25 protein-coding genes are annotated in these 26,431 nt (G+C 70.4%); 8 read left to right on the top strand and 17 right to left on the bottom strand.

Features of this window, described 5'->3' with window-relative positions; all coding sequences use genetic code 11:
* From VO99_RS23790 to VO99_RS23825, 8 genes are all read right to left on the bottom strand, one after another.
* The coding region (locus tag VO99_RS23790) for an NAD(P)-binding domain-containing protein (protein ID WP_046115442.1) at positions 1–466 on the bottom strand (466 nt) is incomplete at its 3' end.
* 11 nt (positions 467–477) lie between these two features.
* Complete coding sequence (hyi, locus tag VO99_RS23795) at positions 478–1,257, bottom strand: hydroxypyruvate isomerase (protein ID WP_046115443.1); 780 nt, start codon at positions 1,255–1,257, stop codon at positions 478–480.
* Positions 1,258–1,294: 37 nt separating this feature from the next.
* On the bottom strand, positions 1,295–3,070 hold the full coding sequence (gene gcl, locus VO99_RS23800) for a glyoxylate carboligase (RefSeq protein ID WP_046115444.1): 1,776 nt from the start codon (positions 3,068–3,070) through the stop codon (positions 1,295–1,297).
* Between the two features lie 77 nt (positions 3,071–3,147).
* On the bottom strand, positions 3,148–4,188 hold the full coding sequence (locus tag VO99_RS23805; RefSeq protein ID WP_046115445.1) for a transporter: 1,041 nt from the start codon (positions 4,186–4,188) through the stop codon (positions 3,148–3,150).
* A gap of 157 nt (positions 4,189–4,345) precedes the next feature.
* Positions 4,346–5,185 carry a class I SAM-dependent methyltransferase gene (locus tag VO99_RS23810; protein ID WP_046115446.1) on the bottom strand — a complete coding sequence of 280 codons (840 nt, stop codon included), beginning with the start codon at positions 5,183–5,185 and terminating at the stop codon, positions 4,346–4,348.
* Between the two features lie 106 nt (positions 5,186–5,291).
* Complete coding sequence (locus VO99_RS23815; RefSeq protein WP_083440888.1) at positions 5,292–6,632, bottom strand: dicarboxylate/amino acid:cation symporter; 1,341 nt, start codon at positions 6,630–6,632, stop codon at positions 5,292–5,294.
* A gap of 184 nt (positions 6,633–6,816) precedes the next feature.
* Complete coding sequence (locus tag VO99_RS23820; protein WP_046115447.1) at positions 6,817–8,217, bottom strand: sigma-54-dependent transcriptional regulator; 1,401 nt, start codon at positions 8,215–8,217, stop codon at positions 6,817–6,819.
* 20 nt (positions 8,218–8,237) lie between these two features.
* A complete protein-coding gene (locus VO99_RS23825) occupies positions 8,238–10,019 on the bottom strand; it encodes a sensor histidine kinase (protein ID WP_232315508.1) in 1,782 nt (593 codons plus the stop codon).
* A 201-nt stretch (positions 10,020–10,220) separates the two neighbouring features.
* Between VO99_RS23825 and VO99_RS23830 the strand changes: the two genes are divergently transcribed.
* Positions 10,221–10,532: a YXWGXW repeat-containing protein gene (locus VO99_RS23830; RefSeq protein WP_046115449.1), complete on the top strand. Its 312-nt coding sequence runs from the start codon at positions 10,221–10,223 to the stop codon at positions 10,530–10,532.
* Between the two features lie 4 nt (positions 10,533–10,536).
* Here the strand turns inward: VO99_RS23830 and VO99_RS23835 are convergent, their stop codons facing one another.
* Both VO99_RS23835 and VO99_RS23840 read right to left on the bottom strand, forming a co-directional pair.
* Positions 10,537–11,196, bottom strand: a complete 660-nt coding sequence (locus tag VO99_RS23835) for a GntR family transcriptional regulator (protein ID WP_046115450.1) — start codon at positions 11,194–11,196, stop codon at positions 10,537–10,539.
* 56 nt (positions 11,197–11,252) lie between these two features.
* Positions 11,253–12,011 carry a hypothetical protein gene (locus VO99_RS23840; protein WP_157039747.1) on the bottom strand — a complete coding sequence of 253 codons (759 nt, stop codon included), beginning with the start codon at positions 12,009–12,011 and terminating at the stop codon, positions 11,253–11,255.
* A gap of 96 nt (positions 12,012–12,107) precedes the next feature.
* Between VO99_RS23840 and VO99_RS23845 the strand changes: the two genes are divergently transcribed.
* Positions 12,108–13,025: a LysR family transcriptional regulator gene (locus VO99_RS23845; protein ID WP_046115451.1), complete on the top strand. Its 918-nt coding sequence runs from the start codon at positions 12,108–12,110 to the stop codon at positions 13,023–13,025.
* On the opposite strand, the gene VO99_RS31910 is transcribed toward VO99_RS23845, so the two are convergent.
* The 3 genes from VO99_RS31910 to VO99_RS23860 all read right to left on the bottom strand — a co-directional run bounded on the left by VO99_RS31910 (position 13,015) and on the right by VO99_RS23860 (position 16,959).
* Complete coding sequence (locus tag VO99_RS31910; protein WP_310733670.1) at positions 13,015–14,217, bottom strand: methyl-accepting chemotaxis protein; 1,203 nt, start codon at positions 14,215–14,217, stop codon at positions 13,015–13,017. The genes VO99_RS23845 and VO99_RS31910 overlap by 11 nt on opposite strands.
* 379 nt (positions 14,218–14,596) lie before the next feature.
* Positions 14,597–15,130, bottom strand: a complete 534-nt coding sequence (locus tag VO99_RS23855; protein ID WP_046115452.1) for a hypothetical protein — start codon at positions 15,128–15,130, stop codon at positions 14,597–14,599.
* A 110-nt stretch (positions 15,131–15,240) separates the two neighbouring features.
* A complete protein-coding gene (locus VO99_RS23860; RefSeq protein WP_198157041.1) occupies positions 15,241–16,959 on the bottom strand; it encodes a tannase/feruloyl esterase family alpha/beta hydrolase in 1,719 nt (572 codons plus the stop codon).
* A gap of 102 nt (positions 16,960–17,061) precedes the next feature.
* Here VO99_RS23860 and VO99_RS23865 point away from each other — a divergent pair, with 102 nt between their 5' ends.
* The 4 genes from VO99_RS23865 to VO99_RS23880 are packed head-to-tail and all read left to right on the top strand — an operon-like array spanning position 17,062 to position 19,131.
* On the top strand, positions 17,062–17,655 hold the full coding sequence (locus VO99_RS23865; protein ID WP_046115453.1) for a restriction endonuclease: 594 nt from the start codon (positions 17,062–17,064) through the stop codon (positions 17,653–17,655).
* Positions 17,655–18,041 (top strand): methylglyoxal synthase, encoded by a 387-nt coding sequence (locus tag VO99_RS23870; RefSeq protein ID WP_046115454.1) that lies wholly within the window; start codon positions 17,655–17,657, stop codon positions 18,039–18,041. The genes VO99_RS23865 and VO99_RS23870 overlap by 1 nt, the downstream gene beginning before the upstream one ends.
* Entirely contained in the window at positions 18,038–18,418 is a 381-nt protein-coding gene (locus VO99_RS23875) for a CidA/LrgA family protein (protein WP_046115455.1), read from the top strand. The genes VO99_RS23870 and VO99_RS23875 overlap by 4 nt, the downstream gene beginning before the upstream one ends.
* A complete protein-coding gene (locus VO99_RS23880) occupies positions 18,415–19,131 on the top strand; it encodes an LrgB family protein (RefSeq protein WP_046115456.1) in 717 nt (238 codons plus the stop codon). Before VO99_RS23875 ends, VO99_RS23880 begins: the two co-directional genes overlap by 4 nt.
* A gap of 9 nt (positions 19,132–19,140) precedes the next feature.
* Here the strand turns inward: VO99_RS23880 and VO99_RS23885 are convergent, their stop codons facing one another.
* From VO99_RS23885 to uraH, 4 genes are all read right to left on the bottom strand, one after another.
* A complete protein-coding gene (locus tag VO99_RS23885; protein ID WP_046115457.1) occupies positions 19,141–20,493 on the bottom strand; it encodes an 8-oxoguanine deaminase in 1,353 nt (450 codons plus the stop codon).
* Positions 20,494–21,207: 714 nt separating this feature from the next.
* On the bottom strand, positions 21,208–22,644 hold the full coding sequence (locus VO99_RS23890) for a nucleobase:cation symporter-2 family protein (RefSeq protein ID WP_046115458.1): 1,437 nt from the start codon (positions 22,642–22,644) through the stop codon (positions 21,208–21,210).
* A 143-nt stretch (positions 22,645–22,787) separates the two neighbouring features.
* The gene (locus tag VO99_RS23895; protein WP_046115459.1) at positions 22,788–24,005 is read right to left on the bottom strand and encodes a urate hydroxylase PuuD; all 1,218 of its coding nucleotides are present in this window, start codon (positions 24,003–24,005) and stop codon (positions 22,788–22,790) included.
* Between the two features lie 128 nt (positions 24,006–24,133).
* The gene (gene uraH / locus VO99_RS23900) at positions 24,134–24,487 is read right to left on the bottom strand and encodes a hydroxyisourate hydrolase (protein ID WP_046115460.1); all 354 of its coding nucleotides are present in this window, start codon (positions 24,485–24,487) and stop codon (positions 24,134–24,136) included.
* A gap of 179 nt (positions 24,488–24,666) precedes the next feature.
* On the opposite strand from uraH, the gene VO99_RS23905 reads away from it, so the two are divergent.
* Together VO99_RS23905 and puuE are read left to right on the top strand one after the other, a co-directional pair.
* Positions 24,667–25,401, top strand: coding sequence for a GntR family transcriptional regulator (locus VO99_RS23905; RefSeq protein WP_052736591.1), 735 nt, complete (start codon positions 24,667–24,669; stop codon positions 25,399–25,401).
* Between the two features lie 24 nt (positions 25,402–25,425).
* Positions 25,426–26,427 carry an allantoinase PuuE gene (puuE, locus tag VO99_RS23910; protein ID WP_046115461.1) on the top strand — a complete coding sequence of 334 codons (1,002 nt, stop codon included), beginning with the start codon at positions 25,426–25,428 and terminating at the stop codon, positions 26,425–26,427.
* The last annotated feature ends 4 nt before the right edge of the window (positions 26,428–26,431 follow it).

A 26,431-nucleotide genomic window follows, 5' to 3' on the forward strand; every position in this document is an offset into this window, starting at 1 on the left:
TGTTCTTGCCCATCAGCTCGAACAGCGGCTTCACCTTTGCGAACACGGCCTCGTCGCCGCCCACCATGATGGTCAGGCTGGCGGCCTTGGCGCCGACCTCGCCGCCTGAGACCGGCGCGTCCAGGTAGTCGCAGCCCAGGTCGTTGATGCGCTTGGCGAAGGCCTTGGTTTCCATGGGCGAGATGCTGCTCATGTCCACCACGGTCTTGCCCTTCGACAGACCGGCGGCCACGCCGTTCTCGCCGAACAGCACCTTCTCTACGTCCGGCGTGTCAGGCACCATCAGGAAGACGATGTCGGCCTGCTGCGCCACTTCCGTCGCGTTGGCGCAGGCCACGGCGCCGGCCTGCAGCAGCGCCTCGGGCACGCGGCCATGGGTGGTGGCGAACACCGTGTGGTCGGCGGCCAGCAGGTGGCCGGCCATGGGTGCGCCCATGATGCCCAGGCCGATGAATCCCAGTTTCATGCGTGTGTCCTTCAGTAGATGAAGCGCTGGCGCCAGTTCAGGCCGGCTTCGGTGGTGGACAGCGGCTTGTATTCGCAGCCGATGTAGCCCGTGTAGCCGATGCGGTCGATGTGCCGGAACAGGAAGTTCCAGTTCAGCTCGCCGGTGCCGGGCTCGTTGCGGCCCGGGTTGTCGGCCAGCTGGATGTGGTCGATGCGCGAGAGGTGTTGCTGCAGCGTGGCCGCGATCTCGCCCTCCGTGCGCTGCGCGTGGTAGATGTCGTACTGTACGTAGGCATTGGCCGCGGCCACCTCGTCCAGCAGCGCCACCGCGTCGTCGGTGCGGTTGAGCACGAAGCCGGGGATGTCGAAGCGGTTGATCGGCTCCACCAGCAGCTTCAACCCGGCCTTGTTCAGCTCGGCCGCGGCAAAGCGCAGGTTGTCCACCAGCGTGCGGCGCAGCGTGGCCGCGTCCACGCCAGCCGGCGCCTTGCCCACCAGGCAGTTGAGCCGCGGCGTGCCCAGCGAGGTGGCCACGTCGATGGCGCGCATCACGCCATCGCGGAACTCGGCCTGCCGGTCGGGGTGGCAGGCGATGCCGCGCTCGCCGGCGTCCCAGTTGCCGGCAGGCAGGTTGTGCAGCACCAGCTTCAGGCCGTTGGCATCGAGCCGGCGGCGGATCTCCGCTGTCTCGAAGGCATACGGGAACAGGAACTCCACCGCATCAAAACCGGCCCGGGCCGCGGGCTCGAAGCGGTCGAGGAAGGGCCGTTCGGTGAACAGCATCGTCAGGTTGGCCGCGAACTTCGGCATGGATTCTCCTTGTCTAGACAACTCGGCAAGGCCGCGCTCAGTCCAGCAGCCCCACGGCGGTGGGCGCGTCGGCCGGCGTCAGCGCCAGTTCCTCGAATTCGTTGATGGCGTCGATCTCGGTACCCATCGAGATGTTGGTCACCCGCTCCAGCATCACCTCGATCACCACCGGCACCTGGAACTCGGCCATCCAGCGCTCGGCCTGCTCGATGGCGGGCTTGATCTCTTCCTGGCGGTGCACCCGGATGGCCTTGCAGCCCAGGCCTTCCACCACCGCCTTGTGGTCCACGCCGTAGCCCTGCAGCTCGGGCGTGTTGATGTTCTCGAAGCCCAGCTGCACGCAGTAGTCCATGCTGAAGCCGCGCTGCGCCTGGCGGATGAGGCCCAGGTAGCTGTTGTTGACCACCATGTGGATGTAAGGCAGCTTGAACTGCGCACCCACGGCCAGCTCCTCGATCATGAACTGGAAGTCGTAGTCACCCGACAGCGCCACGATCTTGCGGGTGGGGTCGGCAGCGCGCACGCCCAGGGCGGCGGGAATCGTCCAGCCCAGCGGGCCGGCCTGGCCGCAATTGATCCACTGCCGCGGGCCGTAGACGTGCAGGAACTGCGCCCCGGCAATCTGGCTCAGGCCGATGGTCGACACGTAGGTGGTGTCGCGGCCGAAGTTGTTGTTCATGCACTGGTACACCCGCTGCGGCTTCATCGGCACGGTGTCGTAGTTGGTCTTGCGCAGCATCGTTCGCTTGCGTTCGCGGCATTCGCCGGCCCAGGCCGTGCGGCTTCTCAGCGTGCCGGCGGCCTTCATCTCGCGGGCCACCTCCACGAAGCGTTCCAGCGCGGCCCGGGCGTCCGACACGATGCCCAGGTCGGGCGCAAACACCCGGCCGATCTGCGTGGGCTCGATGTCCACATGCACGAAGGTGCGGCCCTTCGTGTACACCTCGGTGGAGCCGGTGTGGCGATTGGCCCAGCGGTTGCCGATGCCCAGCACGAAGTCGCTGGCCAGCATGGTGGCGTTGCCGTAGCGGTGGCTGGTCTGCAGGCCGCACATGCCGGCCATCAGCGGATGGTCGTCGGGGATGGTGCCCCAGCCCATCAGCGTGGGGATCACCGGCACGCCGGTGAGTTCGGCGAACTCAACCAGCAGGTCCGACGCATCGGCATTGATGATGCCGCCGCCGGCCACGATCAGCGGGCGCTCGGCGGCCTGCATCATCTGCAGCGCCTTTTCCACCTGCTTGCGCGAGGCGGCGGGCTTGTAGACCGGCAGCGGCTCGTAGGTGTCGATGTCGAACTCGATCTCGGCCATCTGCACGTCGAACGGCAGGTCGATCAGCACCGGGCCCGGGCGGCCCGATCGCATCAGGTGGAAGGCCTGCTGGAAGGCGCGCGGCACCTGCGCCGGCTCGCGCACCGTCACGCTCCACTTGGTCACCGGCTTGCTGATCGACTCGATGTCGACCGCCTGGAAGTCTTCCTTGTACAGCCGGGCCCGCGGCGCCTGGCCGGTGATGCACAGAATGGGGATGCTGTCGGCCTGGGCCGAATACAGCCCGGTGATCATGTCGGTGCCCGCCGGACCCGAGGTGCCGATGCACACGCCGATGTTGCCGGCCCGCGCCCGGGTGTAGCCCTCGGCCATGTGCGAGGCGCCTTCCACGTGCCGTGCCAGCACATGGGCGATGGCGCCGCGCTCGCGCAGGCATGCATACAGCGGATTGATCGCCGCGCCCGGCACGCCGAAGGCCTGCGAGATGCCTTCCTTCTCCATCACCAGCACTGCCGCCATCGCGGCTTTCATCTTGGCCATTGCATCGTCTCCTGTTGCACTGGCGTCGATGATTCCGGCAGCCGCCGCACGGCGGAACCGCAGGCCGCGGATAAGCGCTATTCCGCCCGCGAATGGCGCGAACGCCAGGCCACCCAGCCCGCGATGCAGGTGAAGCCGAGCACGATGCCTACCACCACCCAGAAGCCCCGCGGCGAATCGGCCAGCGGCACGCCGCCCACGTTCATGCCCAGCAGGCCGGCAATGAGGTTGATGGGCAGGGCCAGCACGGTCACCACCGTCAGCACGAACAGGCTGCGGTGGTTGTCCTCGTTCACGCGCGCCGCCACCTCTTCCTGCAGCAGCTTGATGCGCTCCTGCAGCGCCGACATGTCGCGCAGCACCACCGAGAACTCCTCGGTGGACTGGCGCAGCGCCAGCACGCCGGCCTCGTCGATCCAGGCCGGCGGATGCTGCAGCAACCGGAACAGCGAGGCCGGCTCCGGCGCCAGCAGCCGCTGCAGCCGCACCAGCAGCCGCCGCATCGCGCCCAGGCGTGCGCGGCGGTGGTCCAGCCGGTTGGCCAGCAGCGCGTCCTCCACGTCGTCAACGCGGCCGGTCACGTCGCGCACGATGCGCACCAGCACGTCGGCTTGTGCGCGCAGCAGGTTTTCCAGCAGCTCGATGGGCGAGGCAAAGCTGTCGCCGCGCTTGGCCGCGGTGCGCAGCGCGTCGATGGAGCGCAGCGCCTGGCGGCGCGCCGTCACCACCAGGTCGTGGTCGACATGGATCCACAGCGTGGAGATGTCCGACGGCTCGAAGCTGAAGGCGAAGTGCACGTCGTTGACCACCGCCACCAGCGCATGCTGGTCGGTGCGCTCGATGCGGGTGGAGTGCAGGTCCTCCTTCAGCGCGTCGAAGAAGGCCTCGGGCAGCTCCGCCCGGTGCTGCAGCCAGGGCTGCGCGCCGGTGTGGCTGAGGTTGAAGTGCAGCCACAGGAACTCGCCGCCCGCCGGGGCGCCGTGGCTGCGCCGCTGCGCCAGCCAGGCGGCCGCCTCGGCCGAGCCGATCTCCTGGGCGCGGCGGTCGGGAGCCAGCCGCCAGCCGCAGATGAGGCCGGATTCATCGGCCCCGTAGCCCGTTTGCGTCAGGGGGCTCAAGGCATAGTGCCGGGGGTCATGGGAAGGTGTGCACGTCCAGGTCGGTGATCGGCAGCGGGTGCGCGGCCGTCACGCGGAGGGTCCGGCCGCAGCAAGCCGGCATGCTGCCAGCGCGGCATGACGGTGGCGTGACAGCGGTGCGTCAGCGCCCCCAACTTCAACTGCGCGTGGCCGTGTCGGCGGGGCCCGGGGCATCCGCCTGCCGGCGGCAGATCAGCACGTAGCTGGTGCAGAACAGCGACCGGAAGCTGTACATCCCGGCCTTGAGCCCGGGGTCGATGGACGACTTCTCGAAGAAGGACGAGCAGCCAACGTACAGCCGCAGCAGCGGGTACAGCAGCGCCGCCAGCGGCAGCATCCACAGGTCCTTGGGCTTGCCCAGCACATGCACCACGCGCTCGACGCGGAAGCCCGCCGCATGCAGCATGCCCACCGTCGTCGGCATCGGGATGATGTGCCACACGCTCTGGTTGCGCACCCGGAACAGCTTCAGGCGCCGGGTGCGGCCCAGCAGCAGGTACAGCAGCCTGTCCTGCACGGTGAAGATGGAATCGTTGGTGACGATGAAGCAGCCCCCGGGCGCCAGCCGCTGCGCGCAGAAGTCGAAGAACTGCGAGGTGTTGCCGAACTCCATGATGCCGCTGATGCAGGTGACGACGTCGTAGCGGCCTTGCAGTGGTTCCGGCAGCGGCCCTGACAGCGCGGCCGAGGCATCGAACCGGGTGTACTCGTGCGGGGCCAGATGCGCCGGGCTGGGCATGATGTCGGCACCGTGCGCCTGCAGCGGCAGGTGGCGGTTGACCGTCTGCACGAACAGGCCATGCCCGCAGGGCAGGTCGAGCAGCGTCTTCCAGCCGGCGGCCGGGGCGGCCTCCTGCAGGTACTTGAAGATCTCGCGATTGACGCCGCGGCTGGTATTGCCTTGCGGCACCTGCACGTCACCCACGCGGGTGACGGCGTATTCCTTGCGGCTGACTGCAGCGGTGTCCTGTTGCATGGTGGCCCTCGGGTCGGGGCCTGCACTGTAGTTCGGCCGCACCCGGCCGTGCAGTGCGGCAACGGCACTTATTTGCCCTAGGCATCCGACCCGCCGGCCGACCCCGTCAACGCGCGCCGGCCGGCATGTGCGCCTCGGTCTGGTCGAGCACGGCTTCAGGCGCATCCGCTTCCAGCGGCGTTTCGCCGTTCAGGTGCGCATCCAGCCGGGCGCTGTCGAGGTCGCCGGTCCACTTGGCCACCACCAGCGTGGCCACGCCGTTGCCGATCAGGTTGGTGAGCGCGCGGGCCTCGGACATGAAGCGGTCGATGCCTAGGATGAGCGCCAGCCCCGCCACCGGCACATGGCCCACCGCCGACAGCGTGGCCGCCAGCACGATGAAGCCGCTGCCGGTGACGCCGGCCGCGCCCTTGCTGGTGAGCAGCAGCACCGCCAGCAGCGTGAGCTGCTGCGTCAGCGTCATGTCGGTGTTGGTGGCCTGGGCGATGAACACCGCCGCCATGGTGAGGTAGATGGAGGTGCCGTCCAGGTTGAACGAATAGCCCGTGGGCACCACCAGGCCCACCACCGACTTGCGCGCACCCAGGTTCTCCAGCTTGGCCATCATGCGCGGCAGCACCGATTCGCTCGACGAGGTGCCCAGCACGATCAGCAGCTCTTCCTTGATGTACTTGATGAACTTCCAGATGGAGAAGCCGTGCGCGCGGGCAATGCCGCCCAGCACCACGAAGATGAAGATCAGGCAGGTGGCGTAGAAGGTGGCCATCAGCTGGCCCAGCGACACCAGCGAGCCGATGCCGTACTTGCCGATGGTGAAGGCCATGGCACCGAAGGCGCCGATGGGGGCCACCTTCATGATCATGCCGACGATGCCGAACAGCACGTGCGAGAACTTCTCGATGAAGTCGAACACCAGCGTGCCGCGGCCGCCGAACTTGTGCAGCGCGAAGCCGAACATCACCGCGATCAGCAGCACCTGCAGGATCTCGCCCTTGGCAAACGCATCCACGAAGGTGTTGGGGATGACGTGCAGCAGGAAGTCCACCGTGCCCTGCATCTTGCCGGGCTCGGTATAGGCGGCGATGGCCTTGGTGTCCAGCGCGCTGACGTCCACGTTCATGCCGGCGCCGGGACGCACCAGGTTGACGATGACCAGGCCCACCACCAGCGCCACGGTGCTGACGATCTCGAAGTACAGCAGCGCCAGGCCGCCGGTCTTGCCCACCTTCTTCATGTCCTCCATGCCGGCGATGCCGACGACCACGGTGCAGAAGATGATGGGCGCGATGATCATCTTGATGAGCTTGATGAAGCCGTCGCCCAGCGGCTTCATCGCCGCGCCGGTCTGCGGCCAGAAATGGCCGAGCAGCACGCCAATGACGATGGCCACGATGACCTGGAAGTAGAGGGAGCGGTAGATCGGCTGCTTGGTGGCCGGGGTGTCCATGGGCTTGTCTCCTGGAATGTGCGGAAGGCGGGTGCCTTTAGCAAGCCAGGGACCAGCGGCACGGCTGTCCGGTGATGCGGTAAGCCGTTGATTCAACAGTCTTTTCTCCCGACCGACAGGCGTCGCTGCCCGGACCTTCGTGCAGGCCGCCGGCGGCCAGCCCGGGTTCCCGGGCAGCGGCGGTTCAGCGGAAGGCTTCCGCCCGCAGGCCCAGGCGCTTGAGCTTGTCGTACAGCGTCTGCTTGCCGATGCCCAGGGACTGCGCGGTGGCCGCCGCATCGCCCTGGTGGCGGCGCAGCGCATCGGCCACCAGGGTGCGCTCCACATGCTCCAGCTGCTGCGGCAGGCTGGCGCCCGCGGCCGGTGTCGCGGCGGCGCCGCCCGCGCCGGGGCCGTGGGTGGAAGGCAGGTCGTCGCCGGCCAGGCCCAGCACATGGCGTTCGGCCACGTTGCGCAGCTCACGCACGTTGCCGGGCCAGGCATGGGCCATCAGCGTGGCGGTCTGCGCCGGCGTCAGCGCGGGCGCGGCGCGCTGGAAGCGCTGCTGCGCGGCCAGCGAGAAGTGCTCGAACAGCAGCGGGATGTCCTCCCGGCGCTCGCGCAGCGGGGGCAGCTCGATGAAGGCCACGCCGATGCGGTAGTACAGGTCGGCGCGGAAGCGCTGCTGCTCGGCCATGAGCTTCAGGTCTTCCTTGCTGGCGGCAATCACCCGGCAGTCCACCGCGATCGGCTTGTTGGAGCCGATGCGCTCGATGCTGCGCTCCTGCAGCGCGCGCAGCAGCTTGACCTGCACCGCCAGCGGCATGCTCTCGATCTCGTCGAGGAACAGCGTGCCGCCGTGCGCATGCTCGAACTTGCCCACCCGGGTGCGCTGGGCGCCGGTGAAGGCGCCGGCCTCGTGGCCGAACAGCTCGGTCTCGGCCAGGTTCTCGGGCAGGCCGCCGCAGTTCAGCGCCACGAAGTGGGCCTTGCGCCGCGGGCCATGCTCATGCAGGCAGCGGGCCACCAGCTCCTTGCCGGTGCCGGTCTCGCCGTAGATCACCACGTCGGCCGAGGTGGCGGCCAGGGCCTGCACCCGCTGGCGCAGCCGCTCCATGGCGGCCGAGCGGCCGAGCAGCATCGCCTCGATGCCCTGGCGCTGCTCCAGCTGCCGCCGCAGCGCGCGCACCTGCAGCGCCAGCCGGCGCTTGTCGGCCGCGCGCCGCACCACCGAGGCCAGGTGGTCGGAAGCGAAGGGCTTGGCAATGAAGTCGTAGGTGCCCTGCTGCATGGCCTGCACCGCCATCGCGATGTCGCCATGGCCGGTGATGAGGATGACCGGCAGCTCCGCATCCAGCGCCTGCAGCTCGCGCTGCCAGTCCAGGCCGCTGGTGCCGGGCAGCCGCACGTCGCACAGCACCACCACCGGCAGCAGCGCCGCCGGCTCCGGCTGCAGCGCGCCGCGTGCGGCTTCCACGCTGGCATGGGCCTGCACCGGGAAGCCGGCCAGCTCCAGCGCCTGGCGGCAGCCGATGCGCACGTCCTCGTCGTCTTCCACCAGGATCACGCGGATCGTGTCCTCGGGCGGCCGGGGGTCGTCGCTCATGGCAGCAGCCTCCTGCAGGTTCAGGCCGCGGCGGCGGGCCGCAGCGGCAGGGTCAGCACGAAGACGGCGCCGCCTTCGGGCCGGTTGCGGCCCTCCAGCGTGCCGCCCAGCTCGCGCACGATGTGGGCCGAGATCATCAGCCCCAGGCCCAGGCCGGCACCGGCCGGCTTGCTGGTGGCAAAGGGCTCGAACAGTCGCGGCAGCATGTCGTCGGCGATGCCCGGGCCGCTGTCGGCCACCGTGAGGCGGCAGCGGCCGTCGTCGATCACCGCGTCCAGCTGCAGCAACCGGCGCGGCGCCTCGGCCATCGCATCGGCGGCATTGGCCAGCAGGTTCACCAGCACCTGCTCCAGCCGCGGCTCCTCGGCCATGACGGTGAGCGCGGGCGGCTCGATGCGCTGCTGCAGCTCGATGCCCAGCGTGCGCAGCCGCGGCTGCACCAGCAGCAGCGCGCCCTGCAGCACCCGCTGCAGCGGCACCGGCTGCAGCGCCGGCGGCCCCTTGTGCGCGAAGCCCTTGAGCTGCTGGGTGAAGCGCCCCACGCGGTCCACCAGCTGGCCGATGCGGCCGAGATTCCAGCGCAGGTCGTCGGCCTGGCCGCGGTCCAGCAGCACCACCGCGTTGTCGGCCATGGTGCGCAGCGCGGCCAGCGGCTGGTTCAGCTCATGCACGATGCCGGCCGACATCTGGCCCAGTGCGGCCATCTTGCCGGCATGCAGCAGCTCGCTTTGCGCGGCGCGCAGCTCGGCGGTGCGCTCCTGCACCTTGGCTTCCAGGCTGTCGCGCGCGGCCTTGAGCACCACCTGCAGCGCGGCCTGGTTGGCCATGCGCTGGCGGAGCGTGCGCCGGCGCAGCCAGAAGATCAGCAGCGCCATCAGGCCCACCAGGCTGGCCATGCCGGCAGCCAGCGCCAGCGTGCGCGCCTGGTCCACCACCGGCCAGGTCTCGTCGAGCACGATCAGGCGCCAGCCGGTGCGCGGCATGGTGCGCTCCGACATCACGTACTGGGTGCCGCCCAGCAGCACCAGCTGCGTGGCCGCGTGGCCGGCCGCGCCCTGCGGCTGCCAGTCCAGCGGCGTGAGCGCGGCCTGGCCGTAAGGGCGGCTGCGCTCGATCTCGGCACGGGCCGTCGCGGCCAGCGGCTGCAGCGGCCGGAAGCGCCAGACGTCCTGCGTGCTCAGCACCACCACGCCGTGCTCGTCCACCACCAGCACCTGGCCGGGCAGGCGGCGCCAGGCCTGCTCGGCATCGGCCAGCCGCACCTTGACGGTGGCCAGGCCCAGCAGGCGCTTGCCGCGGGTCAGGCCGTAGGACAGGTAATAGCCCGGCCGCCGGCTGGTGACGCCCACGCCGTAGAAGCGGCCCTTGCCCTCGGCCAGCGCGGCGCGCACATAGGGCCGGAAGGAGAGGTCGTGGCCCACCGGCGTGCCGGGCTGGTCCCAGTCCGCGCCGGCCAGGGCCATGCCGCGGCGGTCCACCACGTAGAGCATGTCCGCGCCGGCGGTGGCATTGATGGCGCGCAGCATGCGGTTCACCTCGTCGCGCAGCGCGGTGTCGCCGGGGCGCTCCAGCAGGTCCAGCACGCTGGGCGTGATCTCCAGCAGCGAGGGCAGGTAGTCGAAGCGGGCCACCTCCGCTTCCAGCGTGCTGGCGATCATGTCCAGCCGGTGCTGGGCCGCGTCGTCCAGTCGCTGCAGCGCGGCCCGCCGGCCGGCCGAATGGGCGCCGAGCGCCGCGGCGGCCACCAGGGCCACGGCGAGCAGCACCGTCAGCACGAGGGCAAGGGAACGCAGGCGCTTCACGGCAGGCAATCGGGCAGGCAGGCGGAGGGCGGCATCGGGCGGGCGCGAATCCTACCCGGCCGACCGCCGACGGACAGCCGGTGCGCCGGGCCTGGTTGCCGCCCCTCACACATCCGAACAAAGCGATGCGGGCCACCGGTCGGCCCCGGTGCGCCGCCCGGCGTTGGAAGGCCACACGATCATCTTGCGGGAGACGACAGCATGCCCTCCACTTCCTTGGCCCGCCGCGGGGCCGCGGCCGCCGCGCTGCTGGCGGCCTTGCTGCTCGGCGGCTGCGCGGTGGTCACGCCCTACGATCCCTATGGCGTGGCCGTGGTGTCGCCGGCACCTGCCGTCATCGGCGTGGCGCCGTATCCCGGCGCGGTGTGGATCGACGGCTACTGGAGCCGCCGCGGCAGTGGCCGCGAATGGGTCCCCGGCCGCTGGGACCGCGGCCACGGCCACCGCGACCGCTGGGACCGGCATGACCGCGACGACCGCCGCGGCTGGCGCGGCCGTGGCCGGTACGACTAGGCCTTCACGGCGCCGAGACCTGCAGCGCCGCCCGGTGGCCGATGGACGATTCCACCTGGCCGATGTGATCGACCATCAGCCGCTCGGCCAGGTCGATGCGGCCTTCGGCCAGCGCGGCGACGATGCGTTCATGGTCGGCGCAGGATTCGGCAGCCGCCTGCCGCGTCTGGTACAGCGTAGAGACCAGCGTGGTGCGGGCCGTCAGGTCGCGCAGCAGGTCGGCCAGCAGCCGGTGGCCCAGGCATTCGGCCAGGCACACATGGAAGTCGGCCAGCAGGAAGGCGCGGGTGGCGGGGTCGGCATCGTCCAGCGCGGCGCGCTCGTCGGCCAGGTGCCGGCGCAGCCGACCCAGCACCGACTGCAGCGGCCGGCCCTCGGTCTGGCGCAAGATGCCGGCCTCGACCGCGCGGCGGGCCGCGAAGGCGTCGCGCGCCTCCTCGATGGAGGGCTCCACCACGTACCAGCCCTTGCGGCTGCGCACTTCCACGAAGCCGCGGGCCTGCACCTGCATCAGCGCCTCGCGCACCAGGGTGCGGCTGACGTCGAACTGCTCGGCCAGGTCCTGCTCGCCCAGCCGTTCGCCCGGCTGGAGCCGGCGCGCGAGGATCGAGCCGACGATGCGCTCGGCGATGCTGGGCGGGTGGCTGCTGGGCGGCGGGGGCATGGCGCGGCACTCTAGCGCAGGGCCGCGGCGCAGCGCGGGCCGCCACCGGCGCGCGGTCAACCGATGCAGCGGCGGCCCCGGCTGCGGCCCACGCCCAGCGCCAGGCCCAGCAGGCCCAGCGCCATCAGCGCATGGGTCTGCGGCTCGGGCACGGCCAGCGTCACCGTGGCGTTCACCACGCCGGGGTTGTCGTCGTAATAGCCTGATGTGCCGTTGAAGTTGAAGGCGTCCACGAAGCCGAGGTACAGCCGGGTGGCATTGACCGGCGCGGTGAAGGTGAGCAGCGTACCGCTGGCGTCGTCCCGGCCGGTGCGGCCGTCGCCGACGAAGAACACCTGGTAGAGCGCTGGCGCCTGGCTCACGGGGTTGCCGGCGTCCCAGGCCGGCAGTGCGGCGGGCGCGGCCTGGCCGAACGGATCGGCTTCGGAGCCGAACATCGCCACCAGCGGCAGCTGGGTGTTGCCGGTTGCGTTCGAGATGCCGTTGAGCCCGCCGATATTGGAAGCCGGGCCCAGCCAGTTGCCGCCCTCGGGCGTGGCCAGGTCGGCGCCGTTGCTGCAGCAGTTGAGCCCGCCGGTCACCGAGGTGAAGGTGAACACCTTGCCGCTGCCTGCGGTGAAGCTGGCGTATGGCGCGTCCGACGCCGCACCCGACACCGAGCCGCTGTGGCCGAACACCTGGTACAGGCTCACCGAGCCCGGCAGGCTGAAGGAGGCGCTGCCGCCCGGAGCGATGGTCACCTGGGCCGATGCCACACCGAATGCGGCGATGCAGCCCAGCGCTACCGCGGTCGATCGAGATGCGGGTGTCGGCATGCTGGTTCCTCCGGTGTTGTGCGTCCCGCACCCTAGCCTCGGGCGCCGCGGCGGCGTATCCCTAAGCCGCACACGGCTGCCCTTACAGTGCGCCGCATGGACCGCATCACCGGGATCGAGCTGTACCTGCGCGTGGTGGAGACCGGCAGCTTCAGCAAGGCCGCCGCCGACCTCGGCGTGACCCAGCCCACCGCCACGCGGCATGTGGCCGCGCTGGAAGCGCAGCTGGGCGCGCGGCTGCTCCACCGCAGCACTCGCGGCGTGACGCCGACGGAAGTGGGCCAGGCCTACTACGAGCGCTGCAAGCACATCGCCCTGGCACTGGAGGAAGCGGGCAACCTCGCCAGCCTGCTGCAGGCCGGCGTGGGCGGCACGCTGCGCGTGGGCTGCTCGGTGGCCTTCGGCCGGCGGGTGCTGGTGCCGCTGACGTTGCGCTACATGCAGCAGCATCCCGGTGTGACGCTGGACCTGAGCTTCGACGACCGTTACGTGAACCTGGTGGAGCAGGGCATCGACGTGGCGGTGCGCATGGGCCGGCTGGCCGATAGCACGCTGGGTGCGCGCTACCTGGGCATCAATCCGTGGGCGGTCCTGGCTGCGCCGGCGCTGCTGGAACGCCGCGGCATGCCGGCCGAGCCGACCGCCCTGGTCCAGGAGGATTGCCTGGTCTACAGCAGCGTGATGGGCGACGACCGCTGGCAGTTCCGCCTGCCCGATGGCGGCATGAGCGTGGTGCCGGTCAAGGGGCCGCTGCGTTCCAACAACCTGTCGGCCGTGCTGGCCGCCTGCCGCGCCGGCCTGGGCTTCGCGGCCCTGCCCTGGTACGTGGCCGGGCCGTCGGTGCAGGCGGGCGAGCTGGTGCCGGTGCTCACCGGCCATGCGCTGCCCTCGCAGGAAATGCATGCGGTCTTCCCCTCGCCGCGGCTGGTGCCGGGCAAGGTGCGCAGCTTCGTGGACTTCCTGCAGCAGCAGTTCACTGCGGCCAGATGGTGGGAGATGCCGCTCACGAAGTGAGCACGAAGCGGCCCACCACCGCATGAAGCTGCGCGGCCTCGCGGCGCAGGCTCTCGGCGGCGGCGGCGCCCTGCTCCACCAGCGCGGCGTTCTGCTGCGTCACCGCGTCCAGCTGCGTCACGGCCCCGCCCACCTGGGTGATGCCGGTCGTCTGCTGGCTGGCCGCGCCGGAGATCTCGCCGATCAACTGGCTGACGCGGCGCGCCTGGTCCACGATGTTGCGCATGCTGCTGCCCGCATCGCCCACCAGGCGGGTGCCGGCCTCCACCCGTTCCACCGAGTTGCCGATCAGCACCTTGATCTCCTTGGCCGCGTCGGCCGAGCGCTTGGCCAGGCCGCGCACCTCGGCCGCCACCACCGCGAAGCCGCGGCCCTGCTCGCCGGCCCGCGCGGCTTCCACCGCCGCGTTCAGCGCCAGGATGTTGGTCTGGAAGGCGATGCCGTCGATGGTGCTGATGATGTCGGCGATGCGGCGCGACGAGTCGCTGATCTGGCCGATGGTCTGCACCACCTTGTCCACCAGCTCGCCGCCCTGCACGGCGGCTGCCGAAGCCTCGCGGGCCAGCACGTCGGCCTGGGCCGCGGTGTCGGCGGTGTTGCGCACGGCGCCGGTGAGCTGCTCCATGGACGAGGCCGTCTGCTGCAGGTTGCCGGCCTGCGCTTCGGTGCGCTGGCTCAGGTCCATGTTGCCGGTGGCGATCTCGGCCGCCGCCTGCTCGATGGCCAGGCTGGCCCGGCCCACGTCGCCCATCGCGGCATGCATCTTCTGCACGGCCGCCTTGAGCATCACGGCGGTGGGCGCCGTCACCGCCAGCGGCGTGACGTCCAGGCACAAGGCATGGCCGCGGTCGAGCTGGCGCACCAGGGCCGACAGCTCCGCCGCCTCGATGGTGGCGCGGCGCAGCCGCAGCGCCAGCAGCACCTCGATGGCGGTCTGCGCCACCACGTACACCGCATGCATCAAGGTCTTGAGCAGGTCGGGCTGGGGCGTGCAGTACACCGCCCAGCCCATGGCCTGCAGCCGGTCGAAGACCAGGTGGTGCACGGCAAACAGGGCGGCCACCAGTACCGCCGGCCGCCAGTCCCGGTACACCAGCACCATGCCCAGCAGCACGAACACGCCGAAGTGGAACTCCAGCGTGCCGCGGCCCAGTTGGATGTGCAGCGCCACCAGCACCACGTTGGCACCCACCAGCACCAGTTGCGAGAGCAGGCTGCCCCCGTGCCGCGAAGAACACCGCCAAGCCCACCGCGCAGACCGGCACCGTCCAGCCCAGCGCCAGGCCCAGCTGGCCGAAGGACTGGCCGATGGCCAGCGCCGCCAAGGCAGAGGCGGCCATGACCAGCAGCATCACCAGATCGCCCGCCCGGGCCACCGCTTTCAGGCGATGACGCACATCGGGGGCCAGGACAGCAACGGATGGATTCATGGAAGGGCTCGCAGGGAAGGCCGAAGGTTCGGCGGCCCCGCCTGCTGACACATCGCGCCAGAAATGAGCAGGGCCACGAACGCCTTATCGGCGTGCGCAGCAGCTGGCTGAAGCACCCGGCCTGCGATCAGGCCCTCGGCGTCACATCGAGCGGATCACGTCCCCGCCCTCGCGGGCCAGGGCCTCGCGGGCCTCGTCGGCTTCCTCGGCCGAGCGTGGATGCGCGACCACCGCCCAGCGGCCATGGCTGGTGGCGTCGCGCACGCTGCTGATGACGCGGCCCCGGTCGGGCCGCAAGGTCAGCAGCCCGGCCAGCAACAGGCCCGCGAACAGGCCGTACAGCGCGGCCACGCCGATGGTCATGCCGGGCGAGGCCTCGGCCGCGGCCCAGCCGCTGGCCGCCAGCAGCGCACCGACGGCGGCACCCACCACCAGCCCGGCGGCGCCCAGCCTGCCGTGGCTGCGCAGCAGCGTTCGCCAGATGCCCTGGGATTCGGGTTCCAGCTTGCGGCCGAGCCGCGGGTCATGCGGCTCCACCACCAGCACGGGGCAGCGCTCGCCGCGCTGCTGTCGCTGCAGGCTGCCGGCCGCGCGTGCGGCTGCGGTGCCGTTGTCGAACAGCGCGGCCACCAGCGTCAACGATCGTTCACCGAACAGGTTCATCGCGGCGCGCATGGCGTCTCCTCAGGATGCGGGCGCCTGCTTTCCAGGCGCATGGCCGCATTGAACCGGAGCCGCCGGGCCAGCGGGATCAACCGACGGCCCGTTGCGCTGTCGGCCGGGGCCTACGGTGCGGTGCAGACGAAGCTGGCAGCCGCGTTCACGTCACCGCTGCCGCGGTAGCGCGGGTAGGCCGGCCAGTCGCACAGCGGCCGCGTGCGGCCGGGCACGCCCACGGTGTCGGCCACCGTCTGGGCAGGCGGGGCGATGCCCTGCTCCACCCAGTTGTCCAGCGCGGTGAGCGAATCCCAGGCGGCGTTGAACACGGTGCTGGCCGCATGGCCGTAGCCCGGGATCTCGTAGTACCGCAGGAAGCCGGCGGTGCGCGCCGCGCCCATGGCGGCCTGCACCCGGGCGTAATACGCCTGGGTGGCGCGGGTGCTCACCAGCTGGTCGGAGGTGCCGTGGGCCATCAGGATCTTGCCGCCGCGGGACTCGAAGGCCGACAGGTCGGCCTGGTTGATGTCCTGCAGGCCGGTCAGCTCGCTGATGCGGGCCTGCCAGGGGCCGGGGTTCTGCGGGTCCAGCGTCAGCGCGTCGAAGCCGGGGTCGCGGGTGACGAAGTACTTGGCCCACTGGCTCCAGAAGCCGGAGTGGTACGGCACGCCGCCGGTGGGCAGGTAGGGCGGCATCGGCGTGGTGGGCTGCAACGTGTTCAGGCCGAGGTAGGTGACGGTCTGCTGCACGCCGGTGCCAGGACGGCCGAAGTCGGTGCCCCAGGTGTTGAAGCCGGGGTAGCCGGTCTCGCCGCTGGCCACCGGGTAGCCGAAGACGATGGGCGTGTCGATCACCTTCATCGCCGTGATCTGCGCATCCGACAGGCAGCTGTCGCCGGTGTCCGCACCGCCCGGGCAGCGCAGCGGCTGGCCGTTGAGCGTGGCGGTGGCCGGGTCGTAGCTGGCATTGCAGGCCGCCTGGTGGCTGATGACGCCGTCGGCCACGCCGTCCAGGCCGTCGCAGGCGGCCACCGCGCTGTCGAACAGCGCCTGCCGCTTGGCCAGGTTGGGATAGGCCCCCGGCTGCGCCAGCGCCCGGGTGATGCGGCCGAACTGCAGGTCCAGGCTGGCGGCCGCATAGGCGGGATAGAGCACGATGGCGCCGTCGAAGTCGGCCGGCCACTTCTGCGTGACGGCCAGCGCCTCGCGCCCGCCGGTGGAGCCACCGGCGAAGTAGCTGCGGCGCGGGCCGTCGCCGTAGCGCTTGTCGATCAGGTACATCGCGGCATCGCGGGTCTTCTTCAGGGCCTCGAACGAGAAGTTGCGCAGCGCCTCCTGGTTGAGCGCGAACACGCCCGGGTTGGCCGGATCGGTAGCCGCCTGGTGGCCGCTGTCGCTGGCGAACACCGCATAGCCCAGGCCGATGGGATTGGGCCGGTCGGCCGGGCCGGCCGGCACGTTGCCCGCCACGTTGGGGATGGTGCCGTTGTAGCCGCCACCACCCAGCATCAGCGCCTTGCCGTTCCAGGTGGCGGGCAGGTTGAGCTGCATCAGGATCTTGGGCGCGGCCGGATCCACCGGGGCGATCTCGGCCATCACCTTGCAGTATTCGCCGAAGGTCTTGGGCGCGGTGCCGCCCGCGGCTTCCACCGTGGCGCTGGTGACGGTGGCGCCGCTGGTGGGCAGGCCGATGCGGGCGGCGGGCACGGTCATGCCGGCCAGCTCGGCACAGGCCATCGGCTGGTCGTCGTCGTCGGACGAACTGCCGCAGGCGCTGAGCATCAGCAGGGCGCAGGCGGCGGGCACGGCGGCCAGCACCAGGCGGCGGCGGGAAGCGGGAACGATCATCGGTTTGTGTCCTTGACTGCCCCGCGAGGATGCGCCGCCGCACGGGGCCGCCGCATCCGGTCGGACCCGATGCGATCACAATCCGCGCCCATGAAACTGCGCATGGCCGAGAACTCCCTTTTTGCAATCCTGCTGCGTTCACGCTGGTGGATCAGCCTGCTGGTGGCCGCGGGCTTCGTGGCGGTGTCGTTCGCGCTGCTGCCCGAATCGGTGCGCATGGTGGGTGCGCTGGGCGGCGCGCCCTTCGTCATCATCTCGGTGATGGCCGCGCGGCGGCAATGGGGCCTGCCGAGCCCGGCCAAGGCCGAGGCGCTGCTGAAGACGGCGGCCGGCATGGGCTGGCCCGAACTGGCCGAGGCCCTGGCGGCCGGCTGGCAGCGGGAGGGCTACAGCGTGCAGCGGCTGCAGGGCGGCCAGGCCGACTTCCTGCTGGAGCGCCAGGGCCGCACCGTGGTGGCCAGCGCGCGTCGCTGGAAGGCCGCCCGCGTGGGCACCGAGCCGCTGCGCGAGCTGCTGCAGGCGGTGGACCGCCATGAGGCCAGCTCGGGCCTGTACGTGGCCCTGGGCGAGCCCAGCGAAGCCGCGGTGGGCTTCGCCAACCAGAACGCCATCACCTTGCTGCGCGGCAACGCGCTGGCGCAGCTGCTGCGGGACATGCCGCTGGCGGCCACCCCGGCAGTGCGAGGCAAGGCGTGATGGCGCCCCGCATCGCCCTCATTGCGCACGACGGCCGCAAGCAGGCCATGGTGGCGCTGGCGCAGGAGTTCGCGGGCTTCCTGCGCCGATGCACGCTGTGCGCCACGGGCACCACCGGCCAGCGGCTGCAGGACGAGGCCGGCCTCCAGGTGGAGCGCCTGCTCAGCGGCCCGCTCGGCGGCGACCTGCAGATCGGCGCGCGGCTGTCGGTGGGCGAGGTGGACGCGGTGATCTTCCTGCGCGACCCGATGACCGCCCAGCCGCACGAGCCCGACATCAACGCCCTGGTGCGCGCCTGCGACGTGCACGACGTGCCGTGTGCGACCAACGTGTCGGGGGCGCGGTTGCTCTTGCGGCAGCTGGAGGTGCAAAACTCGCCCCCATGATCCAGGCCTTTGCTGTACTTCTGGTGCTGCAGCTCGTGGGCGAGCTGCTGGTTCAATCGCTGGGGCTGCCCTTGCCCGGCCCGCTGATCGGCATGCTGCTGCTGTTCGGCATCCTGGTGTGGCGCGGCGGCGTGCCCGAGCCGCTGCGCAAGCTGGGCGAGGTGCTGCTGCAGAACATGATGCTGCTGTTCATCCCCGCCGTGGCCGGCGTGATGATGCTGTTCGACCGCGTGGCGCAGGAGTGGCTGCCCTTCTTCGTGGCCTGCATCGGCGGCGCAGCGATCACGCTGGCCGTCACCGCGCTGGTGCTGCAGGCGCTGCTGCGCCGCCGCCCGCCCGACGACTCCCTGGCCGAAGAACGGGAGCCGCGCACGTGAAGGCCGAGTTCTTCCAGATCTGGGTCTTCCTCGCGCAATCACCGCTGCTGTGGCTCACGCTCACGGTGCTGGTGTACCTGGGCGCGCTGTGGCTCTACCGCAAGAGCGGGCTCAATCCGCTGGTCAATCCGGTGCTGATCTCGGTGGCGGCCATCGTCACCGTGCTGCTGCTCACGCGCACGCCCTATCCGCAGTACTTCGACGGCGCCAAGTTCGTGCACTTCCTGATCGGACCGGCCACGGTGGCGCTGGCCATCCCGCTGTACAACCAGCTGGAGCGGCTCAAGCGCATGGGACTGCCGATCGGCATCGCGCTGTTCAGCGGCTGCATCACCGCCATCATCAGCGCGGTGGGCATCGGCTGGCTGCTGGGCGCCACGCCCGAGACGCTGCGCTCGCTGGCGCCGAAGTCGTCCACCATGCCCATCGCGATGGGCGTGGCCGAGCGCATCGGCGGCCTGCCCTCGCTGGCCGCCGTGGCGGTGGCGGTCACCGGCATCTCGGGCGCCATCATGGCGCGCAGCGTGTTCAACCTGCTGAAGATCGCCGACCCGGCGGTGCGCGGCTTTGCGGTGGGCGTGGCCTCGCATGCCATCGGCACCGCACGGGCGCTGCAGGTGCATGAGCAGGCCGGCGCCTTCTCGGCGCTGGCGATGGCGCTCAACGGCATCGCCACCGCGCTGCTGGTGCCGCTGCTGCTGGCGCTGCTGTAGGGCGCGGCGTCAGGCTTGCGCGGCCAGCAGCCGCGCGAAACGGTTGTGCTGCTCGACCACCCGCGGCAGCTCCACCGTGGTGAGCTGGCCGTCGCGCACGATGTGGCGGCCGCCGACCACGCTGTGCGTGACCTGCGGGGCGCCGCAGAACACCAGCGCCGCCAGCGGATCGCCCTGCCCGCCGGCCAGGCCGACGTGGTTCAGGTCGAAGCTCACGAAGTCGGCCGACATGCCCGGCGCCAAGGCGCCGATGTCGTCGCGGCCCAGCACCTGCGCGCCGCCGCGGGTGGCGATCTCCAGCGCCTCGCGCGCGGTCATCGCCGCGCCGGTCACGCGCTGCAGCAGCATGGCCATGCGGGTCTCGCCCAGCAGGTGCGCGCCGTCGTTGGAGGCCGAGCCGTCCACGCCCAGGCCCACCGGCACGCCCACGTCGCGCATGCGCCGCACCGGGGCGATGCCCGAGCCCAGCCGCATGTTGGAGCACGGGCAGTGGGCCACGCCGGTGCGGGTGCGGGCGAACAGCTGCAGCCCCGGCTCGTCGAGCTTGACGCAGTGGGCATGCCAGACGTCGGGGCCGGTCCAGCCCAGGTCTTCGGCGTATTCGGCGGGCGTCATGCCGAACTTCTCGCGCGAGTAGCTGACGTCGTTGTCGTTCTCGGCCAGGTGGGTGTGCAGGCTCACGCCGTACTGCCGCGCCAGCAGCGCCGAATCACGCATCAGCCCGCGGCTGACGCTGAAGGGCGAACACGGTGCCACCACGATGCGCAGCATCGAATGCCGCGCCGGATCGTGCCAGCGCTCGATCAGCCGCTGCGTCTCCTTCAGGATCGCGGGCTCGGCCTCCACCACGCTGTCGGGCGGCAGCCCGCCCTGGCTCTGGCCCACGCTCATAGAGCCCCGCGCCGCATGAAAGCGCATGCCGATCTGCTGCGCGGCCTCGATGCTGTGCTCGAGGTTGACGCCGTTGGGGTAGATGTACAGGTGGTCGCTGGAGGTGGTGCAGCCCGACAGCAGCAGCTCGGCCATCGCGGTCAGTGTGGAGGTGCGCACCATGTCGGGCGTGAGGCCCGCCCAGATGGGATACAGCGCCTGCAGCCAGCCGAACAGCTCCGCATCCTGCGCGGGGCCGATCGCGCGGGTGAGGCTCTGGTACATGTGGTGGTGCGTGTTCACCAGGCCGGGGATGACGATCTGGTCGGTGGCGTCGATGACTTGGTCGGCCTCTTGGGGCAGCTCCCTGGTCGGGCCGACGGCTTCGATGACGCCGTCCCTGCTGAAGATGGCGCCGTCAGGGATTTCGCGCCTTGCGTCGTCCATGGTGGCGATGAGGCGGGCGTTCTTGATGAGGAGCGTGGGGGTCATGGGTTGTCTTCCGTTCCTTGCCTGGTGTGGGCGGTTTGCGCAGGGCCGTGCGGGCCGGCTCGGGGGCTTAGCTTCCGCGGTCGGTGCTGCGCACCGACTGCCCTGCGCTGCTCGGTCGAGTGGCCCACGCCGCGTAACTCGCTGCGATGGCGTTGCCATCTCCGCTCAAACACCCGCCTGCGAGTCAGATGTTGTGGCGCGCTGCGCGCGCGGGCCACCCGCCCTGCGCTGCTCGGCGCTCCACATGCGCCCCCGAGCCGGCCCGCACGGCCCTGCGCAAATGTCCAGCGGTGGTGCTGCGCTTGGAAATGCCGTGCATCGTCGCCGCGGTTTGCAAGTGGAGGCGCGCCGCGCGGCTGCGGTGAAGAGGCACCGCCTCTGTCGACGGCAGCGCCGTGGCCAAGCGCTCCCGTCCACCAGCCCGAAGAGCCGCGCGGGGGGCGGTGCCCGGCGGGGCGATTTGTGGGGTGGCGAGGAGCGCAGTGCCGAGGTCGGCACGCGCAGCGTGCTTCGTAGACTGATCCGCGGCCGTTGTCCGAGCGCAGTGAACGCAGTGAACGTAGCGAGTTGGGCCGCGCGACCTCGGCGCGAGCACCGCAGCAAAGTCGGCCGCGCAGCGGCCGACCACCCCAGCATGAGCCCCGCCGGGCACCGCCCCCCGCGTGGCGGCCGAACAAAAACAGCACCTAAGGCCTCACCCAGCCACGCCAAAGATCAATGCCCGCCGTCCGCAGCCAACGCCGCCTCCCGCGCCTCCTCCACACCCGCCGACCCCGCCCCGTTGAAGAACAGGTTCAGCAGCACCGCGCTCAAGGTGGCCAGCAGGATGCCCGACTCCAGCAGCGGATGCAGGCCGTGCGGCATGTGCTGGGTCCAGGCCGGGGCCACCAGCGGCACCATGCCCAGGCTGATCGACACGGCCACGATGTACAGGTTGCTGCGGTTGGTCTTGTAGTCCACCGCGGCCAGGATGCGGATGCCGGTCGCGGCCACCATGCCGAACATCACCAGCCCCGCACCACCGAGCACGAACTGCGGCAACGATTCGACCAGCGCGGCCATCTTCGGGATCAGCCCCAGCACGATCAGGATGATGCCGCCGGCCACGCACACGAAGCGGCTGCGCACGCCCGTCACACCCACCAGGCCCACGTTCTGCGAGAAGCTGGTGTACGGGAAGGTGTTGAACACCCCGCCGATCACCGTGCCCAGGCCGTCCACCCGCAGCCCGGCCGTCAGGCCCTGCGGCGTCACCTTGCGGCCGGTCAGGTCGCCCAGCGCCAGGAACATGCCGGTGCTTTCGATGAAGGTCACGATCATCACCAGCACCATGGTGGCGATCAGCACCGGGTCGAAGGTGGGCATGCCGAAGCTGAAGGGCAGCACCACGTCGAACCAATGCGCGCCGGCCACCTTGTCGAAGTGCATCTTGCCCAGCGCGGTGGCCACCACGCCGCCCGCCACGATGCCCAGCAGCACCGAGATGTTCTGCACGAAGCCCCGGGTGTACTTGGCGATGAGCAGGATGACCGCCAGCACGAAGAACGCGATGGCCATGTTGTCCAGCGCCGCGTAGTTCGGGTTGGCGATCATCGGCGCCGGCCCGGTGCCGCCCGCGGCGGCGAAAGCCGGGTCGGGCACCTTGGCCAGGAAGGCGGGTCCGCCCATCGCCCAGCCGATGCCCACCCGCATCAGGCTGATGCCGATCACCGCGATGATGGTGCCGGTGACCACCGGCGGAAAGAACCGCAGCATGCGGCTGGCCAACGGCGCGATGAAGATGCCGATCACGCCCGCCGCGATGATGGCGCCGAAGATGGCGCGTGCACCCTCGGTGCCCGGCGTCGAATCGGCCATCGCCACCATCGGCCCCACGGCCGCGAAGGTCACGCCCATCATCACCGGCAGCCGGATGCCGAACCACTGCGTGACGCCCCAGCTCTGGATGAGCGTGGCGATGCCGCAGCAGAACAGGTCCGCCGAGATCAGCAGCGCCACCTGGTCGGGCGAGAGCTTCAAGGCCCGGCCGACGATCAACGGCACCGCGATGGCGCCCGCATACATCACCAGCACATGCTGCAGGCCGAGGGCGGCCAGGCGCGGCAGGGGCGGCTTCTCGTCCACCGGGTGGACCAGTGTGGATTCGCTCATCGCGTACTCCTCAATGACGGAGGGAGAGGCGGGCCGGCAAAGCACCGCCCGTGGAAAACGGGTGACTCAGTCCCGCCCGGCCGCCCGAAGGGACTGGGCGCCCCCCCGGGGGGGAGCGAGCGGCAGCGAGCTTGGGGGCACCATCAGTCGCGTTTTGCGCCGGCGTCGAACCACTTGCCCAGCAGCTCGCGCTCCTCGGCCGTGATGCCCGTGGCGTTGTTCAGCGGCATCTGCTTGCTGACTACCGCCTGCTGGTGGATCTGCGCCGCGTGCTGCACGATCAGGTCGGCCGTGTGCAGCGCCACGCCCTTGCTGGCCAGCGCCGCGTTGTGGCACATGGCGCAGCGCTGGGTGACGATCTGCTCCACGCGGGCAAAGCCCTGCAGCGGCGGCGTGCCGGGCTGTGCAGTGCCGGGCGGCGGCAGCGGGCTGCGCTCGGGTGCGACGAAGAAGACCAGGCCGACCAGCAGGCCGATGGCCACGATCACCAGTTCCCAGCGCTCCTTGTGGCGGTGGCGCAGCACGAAGAACTGCCGCACCAGCGCGCCCACCAGCATCATGCCGATCAGCACGATCCAGTTGTGCTCGTGCAGGTACAGCATGCCGTAGTGGTTGCTGATCATCGCGATCAGCACCGGCAGCGTGAAGTAGGTGTTGTGCACGCTGCGCTGCTTGCCGCGCTGGCCGTGGATCGGGTCGGGCTGGCGGCCGGCCTTCAGGTCGGCCACCACGTTGCGCTGGCCGGGGATGATCCAGAAGAACACGTTGGCACTCATGATGGTGCCCAGCATCGCGCCCATCAGCAGGAATGCGGCGCGCCCGGCGAACAGGTGGCAGGCCAGCCAGGTGGCCGCGCACACGTAGATGAAGATGAGCACGCCCACCCGCAGGTCGCCGCCGATGCTGCCGTCCTTGTTGCGGCCGAACACGCGGCAGATCAGGTCGTAGACGATCCAGCCGGCCACCAGGAAGCCCAGCGCCGCGGCGATGGCGCCGCCCTGCGACCATTCGAACACCCGCGGGTCGACGAGGAAGGTCTGCGCCTGCCACAGGTACATCACGGTGAACAGCGCGAAGCCCGACAGCCAGGTGGAGTAGGACTCCCAGTACGACCAGTGCAGGTTGCCCTTGGGCATCTTCTTCGGGCCGACGAAGTACTTCTGCGAGTTGTAGAAGCCGCCGCCGTGCACCGCCCACAGCTCACCGTTGACGCCGCGCGCCAGCAGGTCTTCGTCTTCAGGCGGCGTGAGGCTGTTGTCCAGCATCACGAAGTAGAACGAGGCGCCGATCCATGCGATCGCGGTGATCACATGCAGCCATCGCAGCAGCAGGTTGAGCCAGTCGAACAAATACGCTTCCATCGCCGGAGTCTCCTCGTCTCCGAAGCTCGCCACCGCGGGCGCTGCGAGCCGTGTTCAGTGCTGTCGCGGCCTCGGCGTGATGCCGGCCCACTGCGACGATGGAATGTGTGAGTGGACGCTGCCGCGTTTCAGCTGCCCCGGTAGGTGCTGTAGCTCCAGGGGCTGACCAGCAGCGGCACGTGGTAGTGCGCGCCGGCATCGGCGATGCCGAAGTCCAGCGGCACCTGGTCCAGGAAGGGCGGCTCGGGCAGCGTGCTGCCCATGGCCTCGAAGTACGAGGCCACCTCGAACACCAGCCGGTAGCGGCCAGTCTCGAATTCGTCGTCCGCCAGCAGCGGTGCATCGGCGCGGCCATCATGGTTGAGCACCACGCGCTTGAGCTGCAGCGGCAGGCCGTCGTCCAGCCGATACAGGGTGACGGCCATGCCGGCGGCCGGGCCGCCGCTGGCGGTATCGAGTACGTGCGTGGTCAGCTTGCCCATCGACTGCTTCTTCCAGGGTTCGGGTTATTCATCGCTTGAAGTGTGTGCTCAACTGTATACACTTTGGCGTGCAGTTCAAGTACTGGATTCCCCTGACCGCCATGCCACGTCCTGCCTACACCACCGCAACGCCCCAGGCCGCACCGGCGCCGCGCAAGCCGCGCACCGCCCGTGTGCCCATGGCCGATGCCGTGCAGGAAACGCGCCCGCCCGCGGCCGCTGCCGATGGCGCCGAGACCAGCAGCACCCGGCGCATCGTCGATGCCATCACCGCGGCCATCGTCGAGCGGCGGCTGCAGCCCGGCACCAAGCTGGTGGAACAGCAGATCGCCGACGTGTTCAATGTCTCGCGCACGCTGGTGCGGCAGGCACTCAACCAGCTCAGCCGGGACCGGCTGGTGACGCTGGAGCCGGCCCGCGGCGCCTTCGTGGCCCAGCCCAGCGTGGAAGAGGCGCGCCAGGTGTTCGAGGCCCGCAAGCTGATCGAAGGCGCGATGATCAGGCAGCTGTGCGCACGCATCACCCCGGTGCAGATCGCCGAGCTGCGCGCCCACCTGCAGGCGGAGCAGGACGCTATCGAGCGCACCGACGTGCCCGGCCGCACCTGGCTGCTGAGCGACTTCCACCTGGTGCTGGCGCGCATGCTGGGCAACGAGGTGCTGGCCCAGCTGCTGGCCGACCTGCTATCGCGCAGCTCGCTCATCTCGCTGATGTACCAGTCGTCGCACTCGGCCGAACACTCGCGCGAGGAACACGTCGCCATCGTCGATGCGCTGGAGCGGCGCGACGCCCGCGCCGCCGTGCGCCTGACCGAAGCCCACCTGGGCAACGTGGAGCGCAACCTGCGGTTGCATCCCCGCATGTCCGACCTGCAGGCCGTGCTGCGCCCGCATGCAGCACCGCTGCGCCCCTGACCCCACCCTCTGACCCGCAGTGCCATGAGTACACCTGACACCACCGATCCCCGCGCCGGCGAATCCACCTACGCCGGCTATGCCCGCGACATGAAGGGCTATGGCCGCGACGTGCCCCATGCCCGCTGGCCGGGCGGTGCACGCATTGCCGTGTCCTTCGTGCTGAACTACGAGGAGGGCGGCGAGAACAATCCGCTGCACGGTGACCCGTCCACCGAGACCTTCCTGTCGGAAATGGTCACGGCGTCGGCCTTCGAGAACCGGCACATGACGATGGAGTCGATGTACGAATATGGCTCGCGTGCCGGCGTGTGGCGGGTGCTGCGCGAGTTCGAAAGCCGCGGACTGCCGCTGACCATCTTCGGCGTGGGCATGGCCATGAAGCGCTACCCCGAGCTGGCGCAGCATTTCGTGCAGGCCGGCTACGAGATCGCCAACCACGGCCTGCGCTGGATCCACTACCAGAACCTGCCGGCCGAGACCGAGGCCCGCCACATTGCGCTGGGCACGCAGGTGGTGCGCGAGATGACCGGCGGCCAGTGGCCGGTGGGCTGGTACACCGGCCGTGACAGCCCCAACACCCGCCGCCTGGTGGTGGACCACGGCGGCTACGAATACGACAGCGACTACTACGGCGACGACCTGCCCTTCTGGCTGAACGTGCAGAAGACCGCAGGCGGCCAGGCGCCGATGCTGGTGGTGCCGTATTCGCTGGACACCAACGACATGCGCTGCGTGCAGGCCAACGGCTTCAACACCGGCGACGCCTTCTTCACCTACCTGCGCGACACCTTCGATGCGCTGTATGCCGAGGGCGATCCGCAGGGCCTGGACCGGCCGAAGATGATGAGCATCGGCATGCACTGCCGGCTGCTGGGCAAGCCCGGTCGCATTGCGGCGCTGCAGCGCTTCCTCGACCACGTGACCAGCCGCGAGCAGGTGTGGATCACCCGCCGCATCGACATCGCGCGCCACTGGAAGCAGGTGCACCCGTTCGACCCGGCCACCGCCCACGCCTGGCGCTGAGCGC

This window comes from Aquincola tertiaricarbonis (genome assembly GCF_000969605.1).
In the GTDB taxonomy this organism is placed as follows: domain Bacteria; phylum Pseudomonadota; class Gammaproteobacteria; order Burkholderiales; family Burkholderiaceae_C; genus Aquincola; species Aquincola tertiaricarbonis.